26 protein-coding genes are annotated in these 23,986 nt (G+C 58.5%); 14 read left to right on the top strand and 12 right to left on the bottom strand.

All coding sequences use genetic code 11. The features are described from left to right. Positions 1-162: 162 nt before the first annotated feature. Positions 163-2,607, bottom strand: a complete 2,445-nt coding sequence (locus AC0V6W_RS03330; RefSeq protein ID WP_486147132.1) for an LPS-assembly protein LptD — start codon at positions 2,605-2,607, stop codon at positions 163-165. Between the two features lie 144 nt (positions 2,608-2,751). Between AC0V6W_RS03330 and AC0V6W_RS03325 the strand changes: the two genes are divergently transcribed. The 5 genes from AC0V6W_RS03325 to ndk all read left to right on the top strand — a co-directional run bounded on the left by AC0V6W_RS03325 (position 2,752) and on the right by ndk (position 5,937). Then, complete coding sequence (locus AC0V6W_RS03325; protein ID WP_486151449.1) at positions 2,752-4,209, top strand: leucyl aminopeptidase; 1,458 nt, start codon at positions 2,752-2,754, stop codon at positions 4,207-4,209. A 37-nt stretch (positions 4,210-4,246) separates the two neighbouring features. Further along, the gene (locus AC0V6W_RS03320; protein ID WP_486147130.1) at positions 4,247-4,381 is read left to right on the top strand and encodes a DUF2256 domain-containing protein; all 135 of its coding nucleotides are present in this window, start codon (positions 4,247-4,249) and stop codon (positions 4,379-4,381) included. Beyond that, positions 4,378-4,812, top strand: a complete 435-nt coding sequence (locus AC0V6W_RS03315) for a DNA polymerase III subunit chi (protein ID WP_486147128.1) — start codon at positions 4,378-4,380, stop codon at positions 4,810-4,812. The genes AC0V6W_RS03320 and AC0V6W_RS03315 overlap by 4 nt, the downstream gene beginning before the upstream one ends. Positions 4,813-4,859: 47 nt before the next feature. After that, on the top strand, positions 4,860-5,348 hold the full coding sequence (locus AC0V6W_RS03310) for a hypothetical protein (RefSeq protein WP_486147126.1): 489 nt from the start codon (positions 4,860-4,862) through the stop codon (positions 5,346-5,348). A gap of 166 nt (positions 5,349-5,514) precedes the next feature. Next, positions 5,515-5,937, top strand: a complete 423-nt coding sequence (ndk, locus tag AC0V6W_RS03305; RefSeq protein ID WP_486147124.1) for a nucleoside-diphosphate kinase — start codon at positions 5,515-5,517, stop codon at positions 5,935-5,937. 129 nt (positions 5,938-6,066) lie between these two features. Here ndk and AC0V6W_RS03300 read toward each other — a convergent pair whose 3' ends face one another. From AC0V6W_RS03300 to purM, 3 genes are all read right to left on the bottom strand, one after another. Beyond that, on the bottom strand, positions 6,067-7,314 hold the full coding sequence (locus tag AC0V6W_RS03300; RefSeq protein ID WP_486147122.1) for a sulfotransferase family protein: 1,248 nt from the start codon (positions 7,312-7,314) through the stop codon (positions 6,067-6,069). Between the two features lie 75 nt (positions 7,315-7,389). Beyond that, positions 7,390-8,379, bottom strand: a complete 990-nt coding sequence (gene purN, locus AC0V6W_RS03295) for a phosphoribosylglycinamide formyltransferase (RefSeq protein WP_486147120.1) — start codon at positions 8,377-8,379, stop codon at positions 7,390-7,392. Further along, the gene (purM, locus tag AC0V6W_RS03290) at positions 8,372-9,469 is read right to left on the bottom strand and encodes a phosphoribosylformylglycinamidine cyclo-ligase (RefSeq protein WP_486147118.1); all 1,098 of its coding nucleotides are present in this window, start codon (positions 9,467-9,469) and stop codon (positions 8,372-8,374) included. Before purM ends, purN begins: the two co-directional genes overlap by 8 nt. Positions 9,470-9,538: 69 nt before the next feature. On the opposite strand from purM, the gene AC0V6W_RS03285 reads away from it, so the two are divergent. The 5 genes from AC0V6W_RS03285 (at position 9,539) to AC0V6W_RS03265 (ending at position 12,653) form a co-directional block, all read left to right on the top strand. Beyond that, positions 9,539-10,198: a hypothetical protein gene (locus AC0V6W_RS03285; RefSeq protein WP_486147116.1), complete on the top strand. Its 660-nt coding sequence runs from the start codon at positions 9,539-9,541 to the stop codon at positions 10,196-10,198. Next, positions 10,104-10,847, top strand: a complete 744-nt coding sequence (locus AC0V6W_RS03280; RefSeq protein ID WP_486147114.1) for a hypothetical protein — start codon at positions 10,104-10,106, stop codon at positions 10,845-10,847. The genes AC0V6W_RS03285 and AC0V6W_RS03280 overlap by 95 nt, the downstream gene beginning before the upstream one ends. A 20-nt stretch (positions 10,848-10,867) precedes the next feature. Continuing rightward, the gene (locus tag AC0V6W_RS03275; protein ID WP_486147112.1) at positions 10,868-11,515 is read left to right on the top strand and encodes a P-loop NTPase family protein; all 648 of its coding nucleotides are present in this window, start codon (positions 10,868-10,870) and stop codon (positions 11,513-11,515) included. Between the two features lie 65 nt (positions 11,516-11,580). Continuing rightward, a complete protein-coding gene (gene epsC, locus AC0V6W_RS03270; protein ID WP_486147110.1) occupies positions 11,581-12,291 on the top strand; it encodes a serine O-acetyltransferase EpsC in 711 nt (236 codons plus the stop codon). After that, on the top strand, positions 12,291-12,653 hold the full coding sequence (locus AC0V6W_RS03265) for a DUF2794 domain-containing protein (protein WP_486147108.1): 363 nt from the start codon (positions 12,291-12,293) through the stop codon (positions 12,651-12,653). The genes epsC and AC0V6W_RS03265 overlap by 1 nt, the downstream gene beginning before the upstream one ends. A gap of 6 nt (positions 12,654-12,659) precedes the next feature. Here AC0V6W_RS03265 and AC0V6W_RS03260 read toward each other — a convergent pair whose 3' ends face one another. From AC0V6W_RS03260 to AC0V6W_RS03250, 3 genes are all read right to left on the bottom strand, one after another. After that, positions 12,660-13,082 (bottom strand): hypothetical protein, encoded by a 423-nt coding sequence (locus tag AC0V6W_RS03260; RefSeq protein WP_486147106.1) that lies wholly within the window; start codon positions 13,080-13,082, stop codon positions 12,660-12,662. Between the two features lie 34 nt (positions 13,083-13,116). After that, entirely contained in the window at positions 13,117-14,046 is a 930-nt protein-coding gene (locus tag AC0V6W_RS03255; RefSeq protein ID WP_486147104.1) for an SDR family NAD(P)-dependent oxidoreductase, read from the bottom strand. A 131-nt stretch (positions 14,047-14,177) separates the two neighbouring features. Further along, a complete protein-coding gene (locus tag AC0V6W_RS03250) occupies positions 14,178-14,885 on the bottom strand; it encodes an HAD-IA family hydrolase (RefSeq protein ID WP_486147102.1) in 708 nt (235 codons plus the stop codon). 104 nt (positions 14,886-14,989) lie between these two features. On the opposite strand from AC0V6W_RS03250, the gene glmU reads away from it, so the two are divergent. The 4 genes from glmU to AC0V6W_RS03230 all read left to right on the top strand — a co-directional run bounded on the left by glmU (position 14,990) and on the right by AC0V6W_RS03230 (position 18,008). Then, positions 14,990-16,342, top strand: coding sequence for a bifunctional UDP-N-acetylglucosamine diphosphorylase/glucosamine-1-phosphate N-acetyltransferase GlmU (gene glmU / locus AC0V6W_RS03245; RefSeq protein WP_486147100.1), 1,353 nt, complete (start codon positions 14,990-14,992; stop codon positions 16,340-16,342). A gap of 9 nt (positions 16,343-16,351) precedes the next feature. Further along, the gene (locus tag AC0V6W_RS03240) at positions 16,352-17,017 is read left to right on the top strand and encodes a hypothetical protein (RefSeq protein ID WP_486147098.1); all 666 of its coding nucleotides are present in this window, start codon (positions 16,352-16,354) and stop codon (positions 17,015-17,017) included. Further along, positions 17,001-17,288 (top strand): HNH endonuclease, encoded by a 288-nt coding sequence (locus AC0V6W_RS03235; RefSeq protein WP_486147096.1) that lies wholly within the window; start codon positions 17,001-17,003, stop codon positions 17,286-17,288. Before AC0V6W_RS03240 ends, AC0V6W_RS03235 begins: the two co-directional genes overlap by 17 nt. A 69-nt stretch (positions 17,289-17,357) precedes the next feature. Beyond that, the gene (locus AC0V6W_RS03230; protein ID WP_486147094.1) at positions 17,358-18,008 is read left to right on the top strand and encodes an SOUL family heme-binding protein; all 651 of its coding nucleotides are present in this window, start codon (positions 17,358-17,360) and stop codon (positions 18,006-18,008) included. A gap of 21 nt (positions 18,009-18,029) precedes the next feature. Here the strand turns inward: AC0V6W_RS03230 and AC0V6W_RS03225 are convergent, their stop codons facing one another. The 5 genes from AC0V6W_RS03225 to AC0V6W_RS03205 all read right to left on the bottom strand — a co-directional run bounded on the left by AC0V6W_RS03225 (position 18,030) and on the right by AC0V6W_RS03205 (position 23,983). Next, on the bottom strand, positions 18,030-18,305 hold the full coding sequence (locus AC0V6W_RS03225) for a DUF1153 domain-containing protein (protein WP_486147092.1): 276 nt from the start codon (positions 18,303-18,305) through the stop codon (positions 18,030-18,032). A gap of 215 nt (positions 18,306-18,520) precedes the next feature. Next, a complete protein-coding gene (locus AC0V6W_RS03220; RefSeq protein ID WP_486147090.1) occupies positions 18,521-20,698 on the bottom strand; it encodes a prolyl oligopeptidase family serine peptidase in 2,178 nt (725 codons plus the stop codon). A gap of 328 nt (positions 20,699-21,026) precedes the next feature. Further along, complete coding sequence (locus tag AC0V6W_RS03215; RefSeq protein ID WP_486147088.1) at positions 21,027-21,284, bottom strand: ATP synthase F1 subunit epsilon; 258 nt, start codon at positions 21,282-21,284, stop codon at positions 21,027-21,029. 9 nt (positions 21,285-21,293) lie between these two features. Continuing rightward, on the bottom strand, positions 21,294-22,751 hold the full coding sequence (atpD, locus tag AC0V6W_RS03210) for a F0F1 ATP synthase subunit beta (RefSeq protein WP_486147086.1): 1,458 nt from the start codon (positions 22,749-22,751) through the stop codon (positions 21,294-21,296). A gap of 362 nt (positions 22,752-23,113) precedes the next feature. Beyond that, positions 23,114-23,983: a F0F1 ATP synthase subunit gamma gene (locus AC0V6W_RS03205; protein ID WP_486147084.1), complete on the bottom strand. Its 870-nt coding sequence runs from the start codon at positions 23,981-23,983 to the stop codon at positions 23,114-23,116. Positions 23,984-23,986 lie beyond the last annotated feature (3 nt).

Genomic DNA, 23,986 nt, shown 5'->3' with positions numbered 1-23,986 from the left:
CCTAAAGCGGCACTGCTCAAGACACTGCGCGATAAAACCGACTTAAAAAACACATTCAAATTCACTGATACAATCCCGTCTGTTTCTCGTTTTCGCGCCGTTTTCCCTCATCGCGGCGCGTTTTCTTTGTATTCTTACCTCGCGCCGGTAGCCAAGCATGCCTTAACCCGCGCTGAGTGCGCCTTTGGCCGCGTAAGTGGCTCCATTAACGGGTTTGAGCAAAAGTGCCAATTCGCGGTGGCGCACAATATGCGGATAGTGCGCCTGTTCAAAGCCCAGATTGCGCAGGGCAAAGAACAGTTGGAACGTATTGCCGCGCGCCGCATCGCCTGCGGTGATAAAATCGCGCCGCCATGTAAGGCCGAATTCAATGCAATCATCCTGATAAGCGACGCCAAGCCGAGTTCGGATCGGTTCAAAGCCATCAGGGGCAAAGGTGGGATCTTCATCTGCGCTGGTAAGGTTAAACACGCCCGATCCAAACGCGGACCAATTGCGGCCAAAGGCCACGCGCACAGCGGCGCGAAATTCTTCGCGATCCTGCAAATCTTCGACCGTTTGAATGTCTCGATTGAGGCGAAGATAGCCAATTTCGGCATAGGTGCGCTGCGATCCGACAGTCGCGTCGATTTCATTGCGACGCACAGCGAAATTGTCCTTATCGAGGCGAAAACGGTGCGTGAATTTCACAAAGTCGCGGTACCGGACCTGCGTGCGGCCAACGAAATCAGACACCCGTTCTGACAGCCCGGTGCCATCAGGAAAGATCTCGCGCGCGGCTTTCACCCGGTACGATTGGCCAATCGTGGTATCAACCCGCCAGCCCGGTTTTTGCAAGCGCCAATCCACTCCCCATGTGATGCGCGATCCATCTTCAACCCGGTCATATCCGTTAAAGCGATTGAGCGCGAAGAGGTTGGAATCCTCCAGATCAATCGCGCGCGCATCTTCATTGGGCACGGCTAGATTTTCTATCGGCGGGCTTGCCACCACTTGAATTCGAGGGGTGAGAACCTGTGTCCCGCCAAATGCCTCGCCCACAAAAGGCCATTCGATATCAATCGCGGCGATACCAATGGCGCGCCCTGTCCACCCTTCATTGCCGCGATAAATCTCGGTCGTTGTCGAAAGCGTGTCGCTGGTGTGATAGACATCGCCGCGCACCAGGCCGCTGACAGTGATAACCTGGCCGAGCCCTGTGAGCCTGCGCAAATCCCAGCGTGCGCCAGCAAATGCGCGCTGTGTATCCTGGCCATCGGTGCGCAGCAGGCTGAGAGTGTTGGCTTGCAATTCTATCCGGCCGCCCAAAAGCGGGTCTTTTATATGGCGGCGATAATCAATTGCAGGAATGGCGACGGGGATCTGGCCTTGATCAGCGTTAATCCGCAGGGTTTGCGTTGCCCATCCGGCGATGGAGAGATACGAATTCTCATCAATCCGCTCCACATTCACAGTGGATCGTAGCCTGTCATCGCGGCTGATGTCATAACGGCGCAGGAATGTGCGATCGCTGGTTAGCCGCACCGATCCGGTCGCGCTCCATTCGGGAGAGAACTGGTACCGGCCATTGGCAAACAGATAGCCGCGCGGATCGCTTTGCGTGTCCGGCACTCCGGTGAAATCGGTGACACGGCTGCTTTCGGTAAGGTAGCCCGTGATCTGATAAGCGCCATCATCGGTCAAATGCCGCCACTGCGCAGAGACCATCGGCGCAACTTGCGAAAAGACATAGCCGCGAACGGTCAGATCCTGATTGTCGGCCAGCCGCCAGTAATACCGCCCGGAAAGCTCAACCCCGTTAACTTGGGTAACGCGGACGTCGGGCACCAGAAAGCCGGAAACCGCGCTGCCATCTGTGCGGATCGAAAGGCCGGGTAGCGGCAGGATGCGCGCGCCGAACAATTCGAGCATCGCCCCGCGAAAGCGCACTTTGCTATCAGCGGGGTCATACGTCACTCGGTCGGCGGTGATGCGCCAGCTGGGGTCTTTGTCGCATCCATCCTCGCCCGTGACAGCGCAGGCTGTGTATGCGGCATCAGTGAGGACAATCGTCTCATCCTCGCCGCGTTCACCAGACCGGGCGGCCAGACGCCCACCAGCGCGAAGGGCCAAGAGCAGATCAGACATCGCGCCCGCTTCGAAAGTGTCGGTTAATTCGAGCGCTTCGGTAAACAGCTGATTGCCGCGATCATCGACAAGGCGGATTGAACCCTTGGCGAAAATCTGCCCGCTTGTGCGGTTCCATACGACTTCATCTGCGCGCACGGATCGGTCTTCGCTCCGCAACACCACATCGCCGCGCGCAGTGACGGTGTTTGCGACATTGTCATAAGCAAGCTGGTCAGCCTCGAACGCGATGACGCGCGCGGTTTGGTCTTGCGTTGGTGTGGCCGCAGCGGCGGTTGCGGCGGGATCATTGATAGTCAACGTCTGGCGCGCGCTATCGCTGACTTTTGCATCATCTGCGGGTGCCAAATCTTGCGCGAATGCCGGTACTGGCCAGGCGCACATAAGCGCCAAGGAAGCGGCGATCCCCCCGCGATTGCCTATGCAATGCAGATTGCGGTGCAGCTTTGGCTTGGCAGCGACCTTGGAACCTCCCGACATCCCTTGCCTATTGCACCGCTGGTGCGTAATCGCAACGGCAATACTAAGGCCCTCATCACAAGGCCCAATTTGGCGCTCTATTGCGTTCAATACGAACGCTCGGTTGAGATTCACGGCCTCTTTGATCCAATGGCAGGAGCATTCATGCGCATTCACTTCACCCAATCCCCTCCGCAGCAGGTTCGCTTGACGGCGCGGATCGTCAATTCAGGCTCGTCCTTGTCGGGGCTTGATGCCGCGATCATTGATGGCGCGAAAGCATCCCGGTTCAAAGGCGGCGCGGGTCAGGTGTTTGAAGCGTTTGCCATGCAATCGGATGCTTTGCGCCGAATCGCACTCGCCGGCGCGGGAGAAGTGGACGCGGAAAAGCGCCGTTTGAATGTTGAGCGGGCGGGCGCTGCGCTCACTGCGAAATATCTGACATCGGGCGAAATTGAAATGGTGCTCGACCTCAGCCATGCGGACCTTTCGGGCGACGAGGCAGCGGCAGTTCTTCTCGGCCTGCGCCTGCGCGCGTTTCGCCATGATATGTACCGCACCAAACTTGCCAAGGATAAACGCGCCACTCTTGAAAATGTGCATGTGACAGGCGCGCCAGCAGGCACCGAGGAAGCCTGGGCCGCAAACGAGGCAATCGCCAAAGGCGTCGAGCTGACCAAAATGCTCGTGACTGAGCCTGCCAATGTCATCTACCCCGAAACCTTCGTCAGCGTGTGCAAAACCGCATTCGAAGGCACGGGCGCCGAAATCACTGTGCTTGACGATGCGCAGATGGAAGAGCTGGGCATGGGCGCTTTGCTCGGCGTGGGTCAGGGATCAGAGCGCCCCTCGCGTCTTCTGGCAATCCGCTGGAATGGCGGCGCAGACGGAGAGAAACCGACCGCGCTGGTGGGCAAAGGAGTTACCTTTGACACAGGCGGTATCTCGCTGAAACCGCCGCCCGGCATGGAAGATATGAAGTGGGACATGGGCGGTGCCGGTGCGGTCGCTGGCGGGATGCTGGCAATTGTTGGGCGCAAGGCAAAGGCCAATGTCGTGGCTGTAATGGGCCTCGTCGAAAACATGCCCGATGGCAAAGCGATGCGCCCCGGCGATGTCGTCACTACGATGAGCGGTCAAACAGTCGAAGTGCTGAACACCGATGCAGAGGGGCGGCTGGTGCTGTGCGATGCGCTGCATTGGACGCAGGAGGAATATGATCCGGCGCGCATTGTTGATCTTGCGACTTTGACCGGCGCAATGATTATCGCGCTTGGCCACGAACATGGCGGGCTGTTTGCCAATGATGACACATTGGCCGAGCAATTGCTGAGCGCTGGCGCGGGCACGGGGGACAAGCTCTGGCGGCTTCCGCTGGGGCCGGCCTATGACAAGCTGATCGATTCTCCGATTGCTGACATCAAAAATGTCGGCCCTCGCCCGGCTGGGTCAATCACGGCGGCGCAATTCCTCCAGCGCTTTATCAAGAAAGGCACGCCGTGGGCGCATCTTGATATTGCTGGCATGGTGTGGGCAGACAAGCCCGGGCACAGCTGGGATAAGGGCGCAACGGGATATGGCGCGCGCCTGCTTGACCGGTTTGTCGCCGGTTTTGAAAAGTGACCGCCTAGCCGTATAAGGAGACCCCGCTATCCCCAAAATGCGCAAGAAATCTGATTTGCCAAGCAAGATTTGCGCGGCCTGCGGGCTGCCTTTTACCTGGCGCAAAAAGTGGGAGCGCGATTGGGATAATGTGCTTTATTGCTCTGAACGATGTAAGCGGAATAAATCATGAAGCTCGATTTCTGGCAGCTTTCGCGCGATCCCGCTGACAAGGTCACCGCCCTGATCGCGGGCCGGGTGCTTGGTCAGGATGAGCGGTTGCTGGTCGTCAGCACAGATGCGGCCCAGCGCGCGGCCATTTCGCACAGTTTGTGGAGTGCGGGGGCCGACAGCTTTCTTGCCAATGGCGAGGCGGGCGATCCGGGAAGTGATCGCCAACCCATCTTGCTATCGGACAAAACCGAGGCGGCGAACGGGGCGAGCCATGTCATTTTCGCCGATGGCACTTACCGCGAAACAACCGGTTTCGCCCGCGCATTTCTGCTGTTTGATGAGGCGACTTTGCAAGCTGCCCGGCAGACCTGGAAAGCTTTGCAAGATCGCGACCAATTGGAGCGCGCTTTTTTCCGGCAGGACGGCGCAAAATGGGTTAAGGTCGCCTGATTTGGCCGTTAGTTCAGTTGAGGAAATACATGCGTAGCACAGCGATAATGAGCTTGGTGGTGGGGGGCGCGATTTTGGCTTCTTGCGGCTCTGAAACCTCGGACACATTAAAAGATGGTAATGGAGGTGAGGGCGAATACACCATCGACCGGGAAACCGGCGAAACCTCGGCGACGATTGAAACCGAGGAGGGCACCACCACTCTTCGCACGGGCGAAAATGTCCCGGTTGAATTGCCCGATGGCTTTTCGCTCTATCCTGATGCCAAAGTCGTCCAGAACACCCGGATCGAACAGGCCGAAGGGCTGGTTGTCGGCATCACCATGCAGATCGAGGACAAGGCCGCCAAAGTTGCCGAGCATTACAAGCAGCAGGCGCAGGCGGCGGGATATGCCATCGAAATGGAGATGACATCGGGCGAAACCGTGATGATCGGCGGCACGACAAAGCAAGGCGCGCAGTTCACTTTGAACGCTACCGAAACGGGCGAGACCACCACCGCCATGCTCAATTTGGCTGACGGCCTGTCACAATAGCTGCCCCAATAGCGGGGCCAGAAGCGCGGCCACTCGCACCCATCGCACCCGCCTGCCAGCACCGCCGCCGCAGCCGCTCTGCTACGCTTAAAGCTTGCCGTAAGGCGCGCTGGCGACTAGGTGCGCGCGCAACCTAATTGTTCCCTCTCAATCCAAGGAATTTTCTATGGCGGTCACCCGCACTTTTTCGATCATCAAACCCGATGCCACTCGCCGCAATCTAACAGGCGCTGTCACTGCAAAGCTTGAAGAAGCAGGCCTGCGCGTGGTCGCATCAAAGCGTATTCACATGAGCAAAGAGCAAGCCGAAGGTTTCTATGCCGTGCATAAAGAGCGCCCCTTCTTTGGCGAACTGGTTGAATTCATGATGAGCGAGCCTGTGGTTGTGCAGGTTCTCGAAGGCGAAGACGCAGTAAAGCGCAATCGCGACATCATGGGCGCAACCAATCCCGAAGAAGCCGATGCCGGCACCATCCGCAAGGAATTTGCGCTTTCCATCGGCGAGAACACCGTCCACGGTTCGGACAGTGAAGAAAACGCTGCAATCGAAATCGCGTACTTCTTCAGCGATGACGAAATCGTCGGCTAATCGCTTTGGCCAATCTGCCCGCGGCTTACCTGCCCGCGCTTCTCAGCGTCTGCCCAAAGGGGCAGCGTTGTGGGGCGGGGCAGGCGGCCTGTTAAACCGGTAGCGGCCCGGTTCTTTAAGCGGCACTATTTACGCAGCACTGCGGCGCGCTTCGGAAATTTCAGCGCCAAACCCTTCAAGCTGGCGCGCATGGCCAAGATGCGCGCCGCTCGCGCTTGATTGCATTGCGGTGTGCATTGCGGCTTTCGCTTCTTTGGTAAGAGTGATGTCCAAATCCTTGTAAGCGCTTGCAATTGCGCTTTCCCAATCATCTGACAGATCATCGAAATTCAGCCGCGTAACGGGCCCGTCAAATTGCGCCAGCGCCTCTTCCCGGCGAGTGTCGCGCAGTGCGATCTTGTGTTCGTACAGCTCAGTGATCCGCGCAATATCGCAGCTGTCTGACTGGATCGCCATCTGGTTCGCCACCAAAGAGACCGCGCTGCGCAGCACCGCATCACGGTCCCTGTCGGCCACGACAACGCGCGCATCAGGAAACAGTTTGAGCAGGCATGCCAGATCTTCGGAAAATTGCGGCGCTTTCATCACGCGCGGGCGATCTGCGCAATCGCGGTGCGCGGCATCGGTGCGCAAAATCCGTTCAAATTCCCGGTAGACAGAGGCGGGATCGGCAAGCTCGCTAAAGGCGGAAAAGCTGGGAATGTGCCACTGCGATTCGTAAATCGAATGGTTGAGAGCGCCCGCCAGCCACGCCAGTTCTTCTTCCACTTCGCCGCTGGCCATCGGGTGAATGGATTGCAGCCACGGGTTCAGCGCCTCCATCATCATCAGTTCCGCTTTGCTTTTCACCCGGCGCAGATCAAATTTCTGCGGCACCGGGTGCCACGCATCGCAATACCGGGTGTGCGAATGGGCCGGGTCTGCGGCCAGCAATTTGTGAATGCGCGTGGTGCCTGATCGCATATGGCCGATCACCAGAATGGGCGGTGCAAGCTTTGTTTTGAGCAGATCAGGTTCGCGCCGCCACAGATCGCCCAGCGATAACCTTTGCCCGATGGCGCGGGTCAACTGGCCATAAGCCATTGCGCGGCCCAGCGGGTTCAGGTCTGCTTCTGCGCTGACCGCGTCGCACAATGTTTCCAGCCGCAGGCGGAAATCGTCGATGTCTTCAGGCGAACGCTTGCCCGTTTCTGCATCGGCGGCAAATTCGCTGACATCCTTGCTTGCCGCTTTTACCGCAGCGGCCCACAGCGCGCCGGGTTCCAGATCTGGCGAAGGCAGCCAGCCGCGATTCCAGGCCTTGCCCAGGAAATCGCTTGCCTTCTCGGCCAATTTGCCGCGCGCCAGCAAATGTTCCCGCGTCGATGGCTTGCCCATGATTGCGCCCTTTATCGCGGCCATTGCCCAATGATTGAACGCTGGCCGGGTAATTCCCCTATGGCCAGCAACTCATCAGAACATGTCAGCTGCATCAAGCAGTTTTGTCATCCGTTTTGGAGCAATCGCGCGCCAGCTGCGTCTAAGCCATTGTTCCACATGGTCCCAATCGATCCCGGCAGCGGGGCCAGAGCTGTTGAGAACTATCCCGATCCAGCCGCTCGCCCCGTAAAAGGCTGGCTTGAAGTAAGTCTCGGGCTGGTTTTCGATAAGGTTCATCAGCTCATCCATGCCGCTGGTTTTGACCAGCACCGCGATATGATCGCTGCCGTGGTGCCGATCTGCGAAATAGGCAAAGAATTTGCCCGATTTCTCCCCGCCGACGCGGAAACCGGGGGAGCCATGACTTTCGCGCTCGGATGTTTCGGGCAGCGACAGCGCAAGTTTGCGCACCTTGTCCAGCAGAAAGGCCGGATCATTGCCGCGCGACAGGTAATCATTGACCGCGCGCGGATAAAGCTGGTGTTCCGCCAATTGCACCCGGCGCGCCAGAGTTTCGGGCGTGTCATCGGGAGCAATCGCGACTTTGGCCTGCGCGATAACCTCGCCCGCGTCCAGCTGCGGCGTGACGACATGCACGCTCGCGCCGGCATGGGCGTCGCCTGCCTCTATCGCGCGTTTGTGGGTGTCCAGCCCCTTATATTTGGGCAGCAGCGATGGGTGGATGTTGAGGATACGCCCCTGCCAGCGCTCGGTAAATTCAGGCGAGAGAATGCGCATATATCCGGCAAGCACAATAGCCTGCGCGCCCGCTTTGATCGCGGCGGCTTCCATCGCGGCATCCTGCTGGGCGCGGGTGCAGCCTTTGTGCGAATGGACAAAGGTGTCGATCCCTTCAAGCTGGGCAAATGCCAGCCCGCCTGCATCGGCGACATTGCTGGCGACCAGCACAATCTTAAACGCTGCGCCCGTCTGGCGGCTGGCATAAAGGAGCGCAGCCATATTGGTGCCGGTGCCCGATATGAACACCGCGACCGGCACAGGTGGCACCGGAGAACTAGCCATGGTGGACCGCATCAAAGGCCTGCCGCGAAGACCATGTGCCTGCCGATCCGCGCACGCTGCAGCCGGTTTGGCCCGGTTCAATCACGCCGATCCGGTGGACGGTTTCGCCTGCTTTTTCCAAGCGCTCCGTGACGGTGCCTGCAGAGCTGGCTTCGACAGCCAGCACCATGCCGACCCCGCAATTGAATGTGCGCGCCATCTCCTCCGGCTCAATCGCGCCTTGCCCTTGCAGGAATGCCATAAGGCGCGGCTGTTCCCAGCTATCGGCATCGATAACCGCGTGCGCGCCATCAGGCAGAATGCGCGGAATATTCTCAAGCAGCCCGCCGCCCGTAATATGCGCCAGACCATGGACAAGGCCTTCGCGGATCAGCGGCAGCAGGCTGGCGACATAGATTCGCGTCGGTTCAATCAGAGCATCGATCAGCAGCCTGTCCGCATCAAACAGGGCAGGGCGGTCCATTTTCCACGCGAAATCCTCAGCCAAACGGCGCACCAGCGAATAGCCATTGGAATGCACACCAGACGAAGCAAGACCCAGCAGCACATCGCCGGGCTGAACCTGTTCGCCCGTCAATTGCTCGCCGCGTTCAACCGCGCCGACGCAGAACCCTGCAAGGTCGTAATCACCAGCGGCATACATGCCCGGCATTTCGGCTGTCTCCCCGCCGATGAGCGCGCATCCGGCCTGTTTGCACCCCGCTGCAATGCCTGCCACCACCCGCTCAGCAATACCATTTTCCAGCTTTCCGGTGGCGAAATAATCAAGGAAAAACAGAGGCTCTGCGCCCTGAACGATCAGATCATTGACGCACATCGCAACCAGATCAATGCCGACGGTGCCGTGCCGGTCATGCTCAATCGCCAGTTTCAGCTTGGTCCCCACACCGTCATTCGCCGCGACCAGCAGCGGATCGGAATATCCAGCCGCTTTGGGATCAAAGAACCCGCCAAATCCGCCCAGTTCGCTGGTGGCGCCGGGGCGCGCTGTGGCTTTCACCAGCGGCCCGATCGCTTTGACCAAAGCATTGCCCGCAGCGATAGAGACACCTGCATCTTCGTAGGTGTAAGGGGAGTTCTTTCCGTTCATTCGTGCAGCTTTACTCTTTCACGCTTGGAATTCCACTTCGCATTGGGCAATAGGACGATGGTTTCCCCAATGGCGTCGCAATTCACCTTGTCTGCACCTGATGCACCGGCCTCCAAAGCCGCTTTGCGCCTGCCGCGCTGGTTGATGGGCGCGGTGGCGGCGCTTGTGCTGATGGGCGGCGGCTATGCTGCCGTGCTGGCGCAAGTGGGCGGAGAGCGCGGGATTGCGCCCACTGCCTCCAGCTCCGATATCGAGGTGCGCAATATCAAAGTCGATGAACGCGGCGATGATGCTGAGGATGCGCGCGACAATGCGTGGCGCGATGCGCAAAGGCAGGCGTGGAAGCGCGTCAATGGTCCGCCGCTTTCCGATGGGCAGCTGTCATCGCTGGTGTCCTCTATCGTGATCCAGCGCGAGCGGGTGGGGCCGCGCCGCTATATCGCGACATTGGGGGTGATTTTTGATCGTCAGCGCGCCGGGCGCTATCTGGGCCGCGGATCGCGCGCGCGCGCGTCGGCGCCCATGCTGCTGATCCCGGTCACCGCGACCGCTGGCACCTACACCGCGTTTGAAACGCGCAATCCCTGGCAGCGCGCCTGGGCTGATTTCAACCCGGGCACCAGCCGCATTGATTATGTCCGGCCATCGGGAGCAGGGGGCGATCTCGCTGCTGCTAAACTTTGGCCAGACCGGCAGACGCAGCCGCGCATGGTGGCGCTCCACGCTTGATCAATATTCCGCCGCCGATGCGCTGATGGCCTATGCCCGGTTGGAGCATGAATATCCCGGCGGCCCTATCGCGGGCACATTTACCGCGCGTTACGGGCCAAGCAACACCATGCTTGAAAGCTTTGAGCTGACCGCTGACAGCCCCGATGCACTGGGCGATATGCTGGGCGAGGCGGTTGAGCGGATGGACGGTATTTTCGAAGAAGCCCTGACAGGCGGCAAGCTCCAACCCGATCCCACATTGAACCTGGGAGGTGGCGGCAGCGCTGACCCTGCGATTGCGCGCCTCATAGAAATCGGCCGCGCCATCCGCGCGCGCGATGCCGCCGCACGGGCCAGCGCGCAAAGCGGCGACGAGAACACAGGCGAAAGCGGTGATGGCACCCAAACCCCCACGCCGCCGCCTGCTGCCGCCTCTAGCTATACCGTCCAATTTGCCTCGCCCGATGCCGCCAGCTTTGATGCCGCTTTATCCGCTGTGCGCGGCAGTCCCGGCGTTGGCGGGGTAAGCGTCACCAGCACCGCCATGGGCGGCACCTCTGTCATGAGCGTACGGTTTAACGGCAGCCTCGATCAATTGGCCGCAGCTTTGCGCGCGCGCGGGTTCACCGTTACCCAAGGCGCAAACGCGCTCGCCATTAGCCGCTAATCCGCAGGACGGATCACGCGATGGCAAAACCTGCCCCATCTTCTGCTCAAATAGCGCTGCCGCTCGAATGGAGCGGCAATGGCAAAGACGCAGCGCGCGCAATCGTGATCGGCAATGCCAATGCGCATGTGATTGATGCTTTGCGCGATCCGGCAAGCTGGCCGTTCAACACCGCCATCCTGTCCGGCCCGCCGCGATCCGGCAAAAGCCTGCTGGGCCGCTGGATGGCGGGGCAGGGGGTGCATGTTGTGGACCCCGCTGAGCGCGAAGATGAGACCGAATTGTTCCACCTGTGGAATGCCAGCCAGCAGGGCGGATCAAAAGCGGGCGAGCCGCTGCTGCTAATCGCAGATAGTATGCCGTGGCATATTGCTTTGCCCGATCTTGCATCGCGGCTGGGCGGATCGCTGCACCTTGAGCTGGGCGAGCCTGATGACGCCATGGCGGCAGACTTGATCCGCGCTTTTGCCCATGCCCGCGCGCTGACTTTGCCGCCGGGGGCGGCGGAATATCTGGTGCCGCGCGCGGATCGCAGTTTTGCAAGCCTTGAACATCTGGTTGCGACGATTGATCGCATCAGCCTTGAACGGGCGGTGCCTGCCACCATGTCTGTATGGCGCGCCGCCTTGGAAGCGCTGCAAGGACCAGAGCAAAAGCGCCTGTTTTAGAGCGCAAATTTGCGTTTTGGCCGAAATGGTGAAAAGTAGCGGCGAAGGGTGAAAAGGTATCGGTGATGTTTGACCGGCTCAAAAGCTATCTGGATTCCATCCATTCGCGCGATCCCGCGCCGCGTTCGCGCTGGGAGATACTGCTCTATCCCGGTGTCTGGGCCTTGGGCATGCACCGCATTGCGCATTGGCTGTTCGAAGCGGGCATGTTTTTCCTTGCCCGCGCGGTCAATCACACCGCGCGCTTTTTAACCGGGATTGATATCCACCCCGGCGCAAGCATTGGCCGCAATTTCTTCATCGATCACGGCTTTACAGTGATCGGGGAAACCGCCGAAATTGGCGACAATGTCACGATTTACCAATGCGTTACCCTTGGCGGGACCAATCCGACTAATGGCAAAGGCGGCAAACGCCATCCCACGCTCGAAGACAATGTGATTGTGGGTTCAGGCGCGCAGATCATCGGCCCTGTCACTGTGGGCGAACGCGCGCGCATCGGGGCAAGCGCGGTGGTGATGGACAATGTGCCAGCCGGCGCGACCATGATTGGGTTGAAAGCGCGATCAACGCTCGTCCCGGCAGAGGAATGGATCAAGGATTTCATCCCCTACGGCACGCCCAATTGCGAAGATGCAGAAGGCAACCGTGTGGATTGCATCGAAAAACTGGAAAGCGACCTTGCCGCGATGAAAGCAGAGATCGCCGCGCTGAAAGATGCGGGCCAGGCGGGCATTGATGTGGCCGCTGTCAAAAAAAGCGGGACCAGTGATTGATGGACCCGCATCAGGGCGCAGCAGGTCAAATTGTCGCTTTTCCAAGCAGCCGCGCAGGCCAGGTTGGGTTTGAACGCAAGGAATTACAGCGCATTCTCGATCTGTATGGCCGCATGGTCGCGGCAGGGGAATGGCGCGATTATGCGATGGATTTTGACCGGAACGTGGCGGTCTTTGCCGCTTTTCGCCGCGCATCAGAGCGCCCGCAAGCCCGCGTTGAAAAACGCCCATCCCTGCGCAACAAACAAGGCATGTGGACCCTGTTTGGTGAACACGGCCAAGTGCTGAAACGCGGATCAGACCTCGCCAATGTCCTCGCGCCGATAGAACGCCGTCTGGTGAAAGCAGTGGATCAGGACTGAGCGGTTTTAATACGCCGCTATTCGGCTTGATCTCTCAAGCCGTTCTTTGTGGGTCAGCATCCCGATCAGCCCCGCGCCCACGATCAGGTCAAATCCTGCGCAAAGCGGCGGGTACCATTCGGCAACGCCGGTATGCGGACCGATAATCGCATCGTAGACGCCGTGGAGCAGGATCGCGGCACCGATGGAAGGAAGCCAGCGGCGCATCGCCAGCAAAGCTCCGCCGCCAAACAACAGCGCGACAATCGTTTCAAACACGATATCGGTGATCGATCCATCGGCCAGCTGCACGCCGACATAGATCCACAACATGGCCGTAAGGGCGAGCATGCCTTGCGCCGCAAGGATCCTGGATGACAGCCGGGCGCATATGGCGAGCATCACTGCCCCCATCACCACGCCTGTTATGGCTGCCAACCAGTAATCCATCGGGCTGTTCCCGCGTTTGCGTTTTCGGTTTCGCTTATCCGCGTGCGCTAGACGGGCCTGTGCCTGTCACTTCTTGCATGGCTTTTAGGATTGCGCCCGATTGCTCGCTGCCCGATTGCGGAGCGACCAGATTGGTGAACGAATTGATATCATCCCAGCGCGCTGCGAAACCTTCGACGGTGCGTTCGCCATCGGGCAGCCACACGGCATCGTTCATGACGACCCATGATGAATGGAAACCGCCAGCGCCTGCGCCAACGATAGCATTGGTGGGGCCATCTTCGCTGACCAGATAAAGCGCTGCGGGCACCACGTTTTCAGGTGCGAACAGCTTGAACGCTTCTTCGGGGAAGAGATCTTCGGTCATGCGCGTGCCGGCAACCGGCGACAGCGAGTTCACACGGATATTGTATTTCGCGCCTTCCAGCTGAAGCGTCTTGGTAAGGCCGGCAAGGCCCAGTTTCGCAGCGCCATAATTGGCCTGGCCAAAATTGCCGAACAGGCCCGTGGACGATGCCGTCATCAATACGCGGCCATAGCTTTGTTCGCGGAAGGTTTCCCAGCATGCCTTGGTGACAAAGGCTGATCCGGTAAGGTGGACTTTGAGCACAAATTCAAAATCGGCCGGTGTCATTTTGACAAAGGTCTTGTCGCGCAGAACGCCTGCATTGTTGATGAGGATATGGACGCCGCCCCATTTCTGCTTGGCATCGGCGACCATTTTTTCCATCTGTTCATATTCAGTGACGCTGCCGCCATTGGCCATCGCTTCGCCGCCAGCGGCTTCAATCTCGGCAACCACTTCAGCGGCCGCATCAGAAGTGCCGGTGCCATCGCGCGATCCGCCAAGGTCATTGACGACGACTTTCGCGCCGCGCTTAGCCAGTTCCAGCGCATAGGCTTTGCCCAAACCGCCGCCAGCGCCGGTGACGATTGCAACCTTATCCTTGAAATCGATGCTCATATTCTGATCCTCTCAAAATGTATCCTGTGGGAGAGCACGCTTTACGCGCGCGTAAACTTTGCAGTGCGCTGCGTGGCACTTTTGCTTTGGCGATGCAACAGGGGACATGCGCACCGTCCCATGCCGCAGGGTTAGGCCGGTTCGCCAAGCTTGAGCGCGGCTCCGATCAGCTGATCGAGCGAATCGATAACCGCATCCGCGCCCAGATCATCAGGCGCTTTGTCGCAATAGCCATAGGCGGCTGCAATTACGGGAACACCGGCGGCGCGCGCGGCGGCCACATCATAGGTGGAATCGCCGATAAACAGCATGGAGCCGCCGCCCATACGCTTTTGCGCTTCGATCACGGGGGCGCCATGCGGTTTGGAGATGAATTTGCCATCCGCCCCTTTGCCCATCGTGTCGCCGCCTATCACGGTTTCAAACGGGGTGATAAAGTCTAACTGCGCAAGGATGGAGCGGGCGAATTTCTCAAACTTGTTGGTCACCACGGCTACTTTAACCCCGCGCGCGGCAAGGTCCGCTACCACTTCGCGCGCATGGGGGTAGGGGGCGGAATGCACCGCATTGTTGTCCGCGTAATAGCGCAGCATGGATTTATACAGCGCATGGAAATCATCGCCTTCCAGCCCGCCCGCAATACCGCCTTGTGATTGCACTGCCTGAGCCAGCATCGCTTTTGCTCCGCCGCCGATCAGGTCTTTGGAGCTTTCAACAGGCACCGGATCATACGCGCCTAGCGACAACGCATAATTCACCGCCTCGCCCAGATCGCGGAACGTATCGAGCAGCGTGCCATCAAGGTCAAAACCAACACTATCGTAAGGGAAATCTGTCATGCCGAATTGCGTGGTCTAACAGACTTCAAACCGCAAGCATTTGCTGGCAGGAGCGCTGCGCGATAGAGTGCAGTTTAAGTTACAATCGACGGAAACCCATCTGAATGACCGATTTTGCCGCCATCATCCTTGCCGCTGGCAAAGGCACGCGCATGAAAAGCGACCTGCACAAAGTGCTCCACCCGATCGCGGGTAAGCCGATGCTGATGCATTTGCTCGATAGTTTTGACGCGCTGTCGCCCAGCCGCACCGTTGTGGTGGTGGGCGACAGGCGCGAGCAGATCGATGCCGCTTTGGAAGGGCGCGAAGTTGTAACCGCTTTGCAAGACCCCCAGCACGGCACCGCGCACGCCGCATTGCAGGCGAGGGAGGCATTGGCGGGATTTTCGGGCAATATTTTGGTGACGTTTGGCGATGTCCCCATGGTGAAAGGCGCGACGGTTCAGCTGCTGCTCGACGCGCTAACGGGCCGCGCAAAGGTTGCCGTGCTGGGGTTCAGGCCGGACGATCCGCTCGCCTATGGCCGGATTATTGCGGATGAAGCGGGCGCTGTTTCCAAAATGGTCGAATTCAAAGATGCTTCGCCAGAAGAGCGCAGCGTCAATCTGTGCAATTCGGGCCTGCTGGTCGCGCATTCTGACGATATGTGGCCTCTGCTCGACGCGGTGGATAACAACAACGCCCAATCCGAATATTACCTCCCCGATGTCGCCACAGGCGCGATTGCGCGCGGGGACAAGGTCGTCGTGGTTGAATGCGATGCCGATGAAGTCGCAGGGATCAACAGCCGCGCAGAACTCGCCGAGGTTGAAACCCGCTGGCAGGCCGCCCGCCGCATTGAGGCCATGGCCGAGGGCGCGAGCCTGCGCGCGCCAGACACCGTGTTTTTCAGCCACGACACGGTGCTTGGCCGCGATGTGACCATCGATCCGCATGTGGTGTTTGGCCCCGGCGTGAGCGTGGCCGATGGCGTCCATATCAAAGCGTATTCGCACATCGAAGGTGCACAGCTTGGCAAAGGCGCACAGGCCGGCCCCTTTGCCCGCCTGCGCCCTGGCGCGGTGATGGAAGAGGGCAGCTTTGTCGGCAATTTTGTCGAGATGAAGAAAGCAACGCTTGGCCCCGGCGCAAAGGCGAGCCACCTGTCCTATATCGGCGATGCCACAGTCGGTGCGAATGCCAATATCGGCGCGGGCACAATTACGTGCAATTATGATGGTTATTTCAAGTATCAGACCGTGATCGGCGAACGCGCTTTCATCGGCTCAAATTCAGCCTTGGTCGCGCCTGTCAATATCGGCGCTGATTCCATTGTTGCTGCAGGCTCCACCGTCAGCCGCGATGTGGCCGCTGGCGAGCTGCGCATGGTGCGCGCGGAACAATTGGTCAAAGATGGCTGGGCGGATCGTTTCCACGACACGATGAAAAAGAAGAAAGCGGCGGCAAAGAAGGGGTGAGACTGCAGCGTGATCTGGGACTTTACCCCAACGACTATTGAGGTTGAAGGCAGGACTGTCACTGCGAAAGCAACACAGGCGCATATTTGCATTGCGACCCACGTTTGGGCTCCAAAAAAGTGGGGGCCGTTTTTGCGCAGGCATTGGGATTATGGACCTGAGCACTCTGTCGCGACTTTGGAAGTCGATATCAAAGTGGACGAGGAATCGGGTGGTGACGGCGCGCTGTATCCAACGCTGCGCATTGTATTTACACCTAGTGGTTGGAGCGCGACGAGTTTCGCCGATCTTGCGGGGCAAACTTTTGTTGAGGGCGAAGACCCGATTGAATTTGAGTGCTTTTATGGAAACGATGCGCCACATTTTGAGAACAACCGCGTGTCGTTTCAAGCGGGTGAGAACCCCGGCCAATTGGTTCTCGATTGGCACGCGCAATATCGCTGGTACAAAAATGATGAGCCTGAACCTTTCCATTTTTCAGGACCGATCCGCATTCAAGGGCTTTGGACTGAGGTGAAACGCGACAAGGACGTTGCACCGATTGTGGCGGCGACGATGCCGGGCTTTGATCTGGCAACGCTAAGCGCTCCAGAGATTAGAGACGAGAATCGCTCCTCGCACTTCCCCAGGAAGTTCCGCCATTGGAGGGTTCATTGGTTTGCGGCCCGACACTGACGATATCCAATGCTTGTCCTGCTGGCTGTGCGGGCGCCCGTTTGAAACGCTGATCCAGTGGCATCATCCTGTGCCAAAATCGAAAAAGGGGCGCGCGACCGTTCCCGTGCATCCGATCTGTCACAAGGCCGTCCACACCAATTTCACCAATGCTGAACTGGCGCGGATTGGTGATGATCCAGATGCCATTCGCGCGCATCCTGCGCTGGCGAAATTCATCAATTGGGTCGCGAGCAAACCGCCCGATTTTCACGCGCCCACGCGGCGGTAAAGCCTCATCCGGGAACCAAAGCGCTGCCTGACTGCTGATAGAGCAACAGCAGCAAAAGGGTTTCGCACGGTGAGTTTCAAAAAGTGGATCGGTTTGGGATTGAGCGCTGCCGCATTGGGCGGGGCGGTCGCTTACGCACAATATCGCGACATTGAAAAGCCAGCCTACACCGTCGTTACCGAGCAGGACGCATTTGAGCTGCGCGAATACGAACCCATGATCGTGGCCGAGGTTACCCATTCAGGCACGCGGCGCGAGGCAAGCTCGCGCAGTTTCAGGAGGCTGGCGGCTTACATCTTTGGCGAAGACCGTCCCGAAGGCGGCGACAAAATCGCGATGACATCGCCTGTGCTGCAGGATCGCGCCGATCAGGATGCGAAAATTGCGATGACATCGCCGGTTTTGCAGGGTGAGACAGGCAGTGGCACATGGCGCATGCGGTTTGTGATGCCGGCCAAATATACCATGGCAACGCTTCCCACTCCGCCTGCTGATATCACACTCAGCGAAGTGCCCGCACGCCGCGTCGCAGCGGTCACTTTTAGCGGCAATGGCAGCGCGTCAGACCTTGCCGATATGGAAGCTTTGCTGAGCGAATGGATCGCATCGCAGCAGCTTTTGCCCAAAGGCGATTTTGAATACGCCTTTTACGATGCGCCCATGGTGCCAGGCCCGATGCGCCGCAACGAAGTGCTGATTGAGGTTGCGGCGGCGGAATAAACCGCGCAGCCGCACACACCCTCAAACCGCGGCCAGCTGGGCGGTGCGGGCAGGGGCCTCGGAGCCAGCGTCCATGCTGGTGTCGATATGCTCAAGCCCGCAATCGCGTTCCCACTGTTCAAACTCGCTGCGGCTCAGCAGATACCGCTCACGCGCTTCGTGGAAACTGATCGCACGCTCATGCACAGCGCGCACTACGTCTGCTTTGCGAGTCTTTGACCAGTGCACCTTGTGACTTTTGGGCAGGCCGTAGCTTTTGATGACATCAGCCATCGACATATGATTGGGATACGTCATTCGCTTTCTCCTTGTGCCCCCTCTGATGCATTTGAGATCGCGCTTTGGCACTTAACCACGCCCTTCCAAAGATGGTTAAAATCGCGTTGATCCTACCCCCCGTGCAAGCCCTGCGGTGAAGCGAGGCAAAACTGTCGGTTTGCTTTACAAGGCATGTGAAAAACCCCGATGCTCAGCGCACCGGGGTTCACAATTTATTCAGTTATATGAGGAAGTTAACCGCCCTCACGCGTATCCATCAAACGCTGCATCAGATACACATATTGCAGCGCCTGAAGCTTCGCGCGTTGTTCGTTATCGACCCCGCCGGAATGCCCGCCGGTCATATCTTCAAAGTAGTAATAAGGCTGGCCCAATTCCTTAAGCCGCGCCGCTCCTTTGCGGGCATGGGCAGGGTGCGTCCGGTCATCGGCGGTGGAGGCCCAGAGGAATGGCATGGGGTAATCCACCCCCTCCACGATCTTTTGATAGGGCGAATACCCTTCGATCCAGGCGCGCTGTTCAGGGATGCGCGGATCGCCATATTCGCCAATCCACGATGCTCCGCGTCCGATCAGGTGATAGCGCAGCATATCGAACAGCGGGATCTGCACAATCGCTGCGCCAAACAGGTCGGGCCGCTGGGTAAAGGCAGTGCCGACGAGCAAGCCGCCTTGCGAGCCGCCCTGAATGCCGAGATGGTCCGGAGAGGTGAAGCCGCGTTTCACCAGATCCTCACCCACTGCGATAAAGTCATCCCAGGTGCGCTGTTTGTTTTCGCGGATGGCGCTCTGGTGCCATTCGGGCCCAAATTCACCCCCGCCGCGAATGTTGGCAAGCACATAAGCGCCGCCGCGTTCCAGCCACATCTTGCCGGTTGATCCCAGATATCCGGGCAGGCGAGGCACCTGAAATCCGCCATATCCGCCCATCAGAACAGCGGTTTCGCCGTCCATCGCCATGCCGGCGGGTTTGACGATGAAATAAGGAATGCGCGTCCCGTCTTTGCTCACCGCTTCGTGCTGTTCAACTTCCATGCCGGCGCCTTCAAAATAGGAAGGTGAGGTCTTCAGCACTGCCGGATCGGCGCTGCCATCGGTGTAATAAAGCGTGGTGGGATTGAGAAAATCTGTGACGGTGAACATGATCTGCTCGCTCTGGTTAGAGCTTGCCGCGATGCCCACAGTTGCATTGCCTGGCAGGTTCACTTCCTCGCTCACCCATGCGCCATCTGCAAAGTTGAACTTCAGCACTTTGCCAACGACATTATCGAGCAGGCCCACATAGAGCGCGCCCGCTGTCACCGCGCCGCCGCGTTTTGTCTGGCGCTCTGCAGGGGCCCAAACCAGCGTTTTGGCCGCCGCATTAGGATCGGCTTTCCATTCTTCCAGATCGGCTGCAATCAGGCTGTCTGCGGGGAATGTTTGATCCCCCACCGTCCAATCGACATCGGTGGAGAACAGAATATGCCCGTCCACAATCCCGTAAATCGAAGCCTTAAGCGGCATATCAAGCCGCACCCATTCCATCGTTTCAGGATTGCGCCAGTAATTCTCGCTTTCATGGAAACTGACAGCGCGAAACGCTGTGGTGGCATGCACCGTGCTGGCGGCATCGCGCAGCAGGCTTGCGCCTGACCACACATCCGATGCATCCCCGCGAAAGATCTCAGCTGCGTCCGCAATATCGGTGCCGCGCTTCCATAGCCGGGTGGTGAAGGGATATTCGCTGTCGGTCAGCGTCCCTCCGCCAAAATCGCGGCTGACCAGCATGGTGTCTTTGTCCATCCACTGGACGCTGCCCTGGCTTTTCTCAGAAAGCTCAAACCCGTCATCGACAAAAGTGCGGGTGGCGGTGTCAAATTCGCGCATAATAGTCGCATCTTCGCCCCCATCGGACAGCGCGATCATGCAGCGGTTGAGCGCAGGCGGCAGGCAGGTGGAGCCTTTATAGACCCATTCCTTGCCATCCGCCTCGGCCAGCGCATCCACATCCAGCAGCACTTCCCATTCCGGCTCATCGCTTTGATAGCTTTCCAAAGTGGTCCGCCGCAGCAGGCCTTTGGGGTTCTGTTTATCCTGCCAGAAATTATACAGGCCATCAGGGCGAAAGCTCACATAAGGGATGCGGTCTTCGCTGTCATAAATGGCAAGCGCTTCGGCTTTGAGCGTTTCGAAACGCGGGTCGGCCTCCAGCGCGGCCAGAGTGAGCGCGTTTTCCGCTTCAACCCAGGCAAGCGCTTCATCGCTGCGCGCTTCTTCGAGCCAGATATAGGGATCTTGTTCGGGGCCGGGCACGCCATCATCTGTTGCGGTTTGCATATCGGCTTTCTCTGATTGGCTGTCTTCGCCGGTTTGCGCGCCTGCTTTGGCGGCATTGGCGGCATTGGCGGCGGTGGATGCGGTGATACTCATGGCGGCTGCCAGAGCGATTTTGGACACGAGTTTCAAGGGGTCTCTCCTGCGCGATAATATGGACCCCTTGTGCCGGGGTCAGGCGCGCTTGTGAAGGCGCTTTGACCGATAGAAAGGGATAGCCCCCACGCAATACGGGCTGCACGGTTCTTGCATGGAAAAACCAATGCCAATTTCGCGGATCGATTGCCATTTGGAAACAGGCGCCTGATGGCCAAGGCATGGCCCGTAACACCAGCCTGTGAGTGAAGGAAAACAACTCGGGATCGCTTGCGCAAAAAAGGCGGCCAACAAGGCCGCCTTTTCTGAGTTTCAATTATGGAGCAACTTACCCCTCAACATGCTCCGCGAGCACCGTGAGGCCGGTATCGCCCACTTCGGCAAATCCGCCTTTCACTGCGATCATTTCGGGCGCAGCGCCTTCGGTTTTGAAGACCTGCACTTCGCCGTCGCGAATGGTGGACATGAACGGCGCGTGCCCTTCGAGCACACCAAATTCCCCGTCTGTGCCGGGCACGACAACCATATGGACGTCTTCGGACCGGACAAGCTTTGCCGGGGTTACGAGTTCAAAATGCAGGGGCATAAAACTACCTTACGCGTCCTCAGCCATTTCGCCGGCTTTTTTGACCACATCGTCAATGCCGCCGACCATGTAGAAGGCTTGCTCTGGCAAATGATCGTATTCGCCGTCGACAACCGCTTTGAACGATTTCACCGTGTCTTCAAGCTGCACAAAGATGCCGGAGATCCCGGTGAAAACTTCTGCCACGTGGAAAGGCTGGGAGAGGAATTTCTGAATTTTGCGAGCGCGCGCAACGGTCAGTTTGTCTTCCTCAGACAGTTCGTCCATCCCGAGAATGGCAATGATGTCCTGCAAGCTTTTGTATTTCTGCAAGATTTCCTGAACCCGGCGAGCGGTGTCATAGTGATCCTGACCCACAACGCGCGGTTCGAGAACACGGCTGGTGGAATCGAGCGGGTCAACAGCGGGGTAAATGCCCAGCTCCGAAATCGCGCGGTTCAGCGTGGTGGTCGCGTCAAGGTGCGCAAAGCTGGTCGCAGGCGCAGGGTCGGTCAAGTCATCGGCAGGCACGTAAATGGCCTGAACCGAGGTGATCGAACCCTTGGTGGTCGAGGTGATGCGTTCCTGCAGGTTACCCATATCGGTCGACAGGGTCGGCTGATAGCCCACCGCCGAAGGAATACGGCCCAGCAGAGCGGACACTTCCGAACCAGCCTGTGTAAAGCGGAAGATGTTGTCGACGAAGAACAGCACGTCCTGACCTTCTTGATCGCGGAAATATTCCGCCATGGTCAGACCCGACAGAGCCACACGGGCACGCGCGCCGGGAGGCTCGTTCATTTGACCGAACACCAGCGCCACTTTCGAACCTTCGCTGATGGCTTCGCCAGCGTCGTTCTTGGCGATAACGCCTGCATCAAGAAACTCGTGGTAGAGATCGTTACCTTCACGGGTCCGCTCACCCACACCGGCAAACACAGACACGCCGCCGTGTCCCTTAGCGATGTTGTTGATGAGTTCCTGAATAAGAACCGTTTTACCAACGCCCGCGCCGCCGAACAGGCCGATCTTGCCGCCTTTTGCATAAGGAGCGAGAAGGTCGATCACTTTAATGCCGGTCACCAGAATGGCGGCATCGGTGGACTGATCCACAAAGGGAGGGGCTTCGGCGTGGATCGGAGCGCTCATATCCGCGCCCACAGGGCCGCGTTCATCAATCGCTTCGCCAACGACGTTCATGATCCGACCAAGCGTTTTGGGGCCAACAGGCACGCTGATCTGCGCGCCGGTGTTGATCACTTCGCCGCCGCGAGTAAGACCCTCGGTCGCGTCCATCGCGATGGTGCGGACGGTGTTTTCACCAAGGTGCTGCGCCACTTCGAGAACGAGCGTCTTATCGCCATTCTTCGTTTCAAGGGCGGTGAGAATTGCGGGCAGTTCGCCGGGGAACTGCACGTCAACGACAGCGCCGATGACCTGGGCAATGGTGCCATTGGTGGTCTGGTTCAATACGGGTGCGGTGGCCATTTTGGTTTCCTTGCTCACTTCCTACGTGATGATGACTGAATCCCAGTCGCCATCGTTATTCTTCTGATATGTCCCGGCCCAGCGACGCTTTGTCGTCTCTCCAGACCGCAGTTTAATTTCTACGTCGAACTTGCAAGAGTAGGTATCTGCTGGCGCAAACTTCCCTACCCTTGTCTCTTCGCATTCAAGATTAGAGATCGAAATCGGCTTACTCCCGGGAAGCTCCTTACCAAGGCTAAGATGGGGCCAAGCTTCAATTTCTTCTTGCAGTACGATCTGTTCGTTTAGTCCAATCTTCTCCAAGTCTGTCGTTACGCATCCGGTCATGATCAATACCAGACAAGCGCAGACAATTAGTCGCTTCAAAGGGCCTCCGCCCCTGCAATAATTTCAATCAATTCGGTGGTGATCGCGGCCTGGCGGCTGCGGTTGTATTGGATGGTCAGCTTGTTGATGAGATCGCCCGCATTGCGCGTCGCGTTGTCCATCGCTGTCATTGATGCGCCGTGTTCGGATGCCTCGCGTTCGAGCAGCGCGCCGAACAATTGCGTTTTGACATAGCGCGGCAGCAATTCTTCAAGGATTTCCTCTTCGCCCGGTTCATATTCGACCACGGCATCGCTGTCTTCGCTTACCTCAGGCGAGGGGACGGGGATCAGCTGGTTGATCGTGGGATCTTGCGCCAGCGCCGATTTGAATGTCGGGAAGACAAGATGCGCGATGTCAAACTTGCCCGCATCGAACATTTCAACCAGCTCAGCCGCGATGGCGTCGGCTTCTTCAAAGCCCGGGGTTTTGACGACCGTGGTGTCATACCCGCCAGTGATGTGGCTTTCATAATCGCGCTTGAGCGGCGCGCGCCCCTTTTTGCCGACGAGGTAGAACTCCACCTGCTTGCCGGCCGCGATCAATTCCTGCGCTTTCAATTTCGCCGCTTTGACGATGTTTGAATTCAAACCGCCGCACAGGCCTTTATCGGTGTTGACCACCACCAGCAGATGGCGCTGGTCTGATCCGGTTCCGCTGAGCAGTTTGGGCGCGCTGTCGCCGGACACTTTACCCGCAAGGCTGGCCATCACCGCAGACAGGCGCTCCGCATAGGGACGCCCCGCTTCGGCAGCAGCCTGCGCCCGGCGAAGCTTCGCCGCAGCGACCATTTGCTTGGCCTTGGTGATCTTCTGGGTGGACTTAACCGACCCGATCCGATCTTTCAGTTCCTTAAGTGAAGGCACGTG

The organism is Erythrobacter sp. JB1-7, from assembly GCF_057365015.1.
Note: the sequence above shows the minus strand (reverse complement) of the source record. Positions and strands in the feature narration are given on the sequence as shown.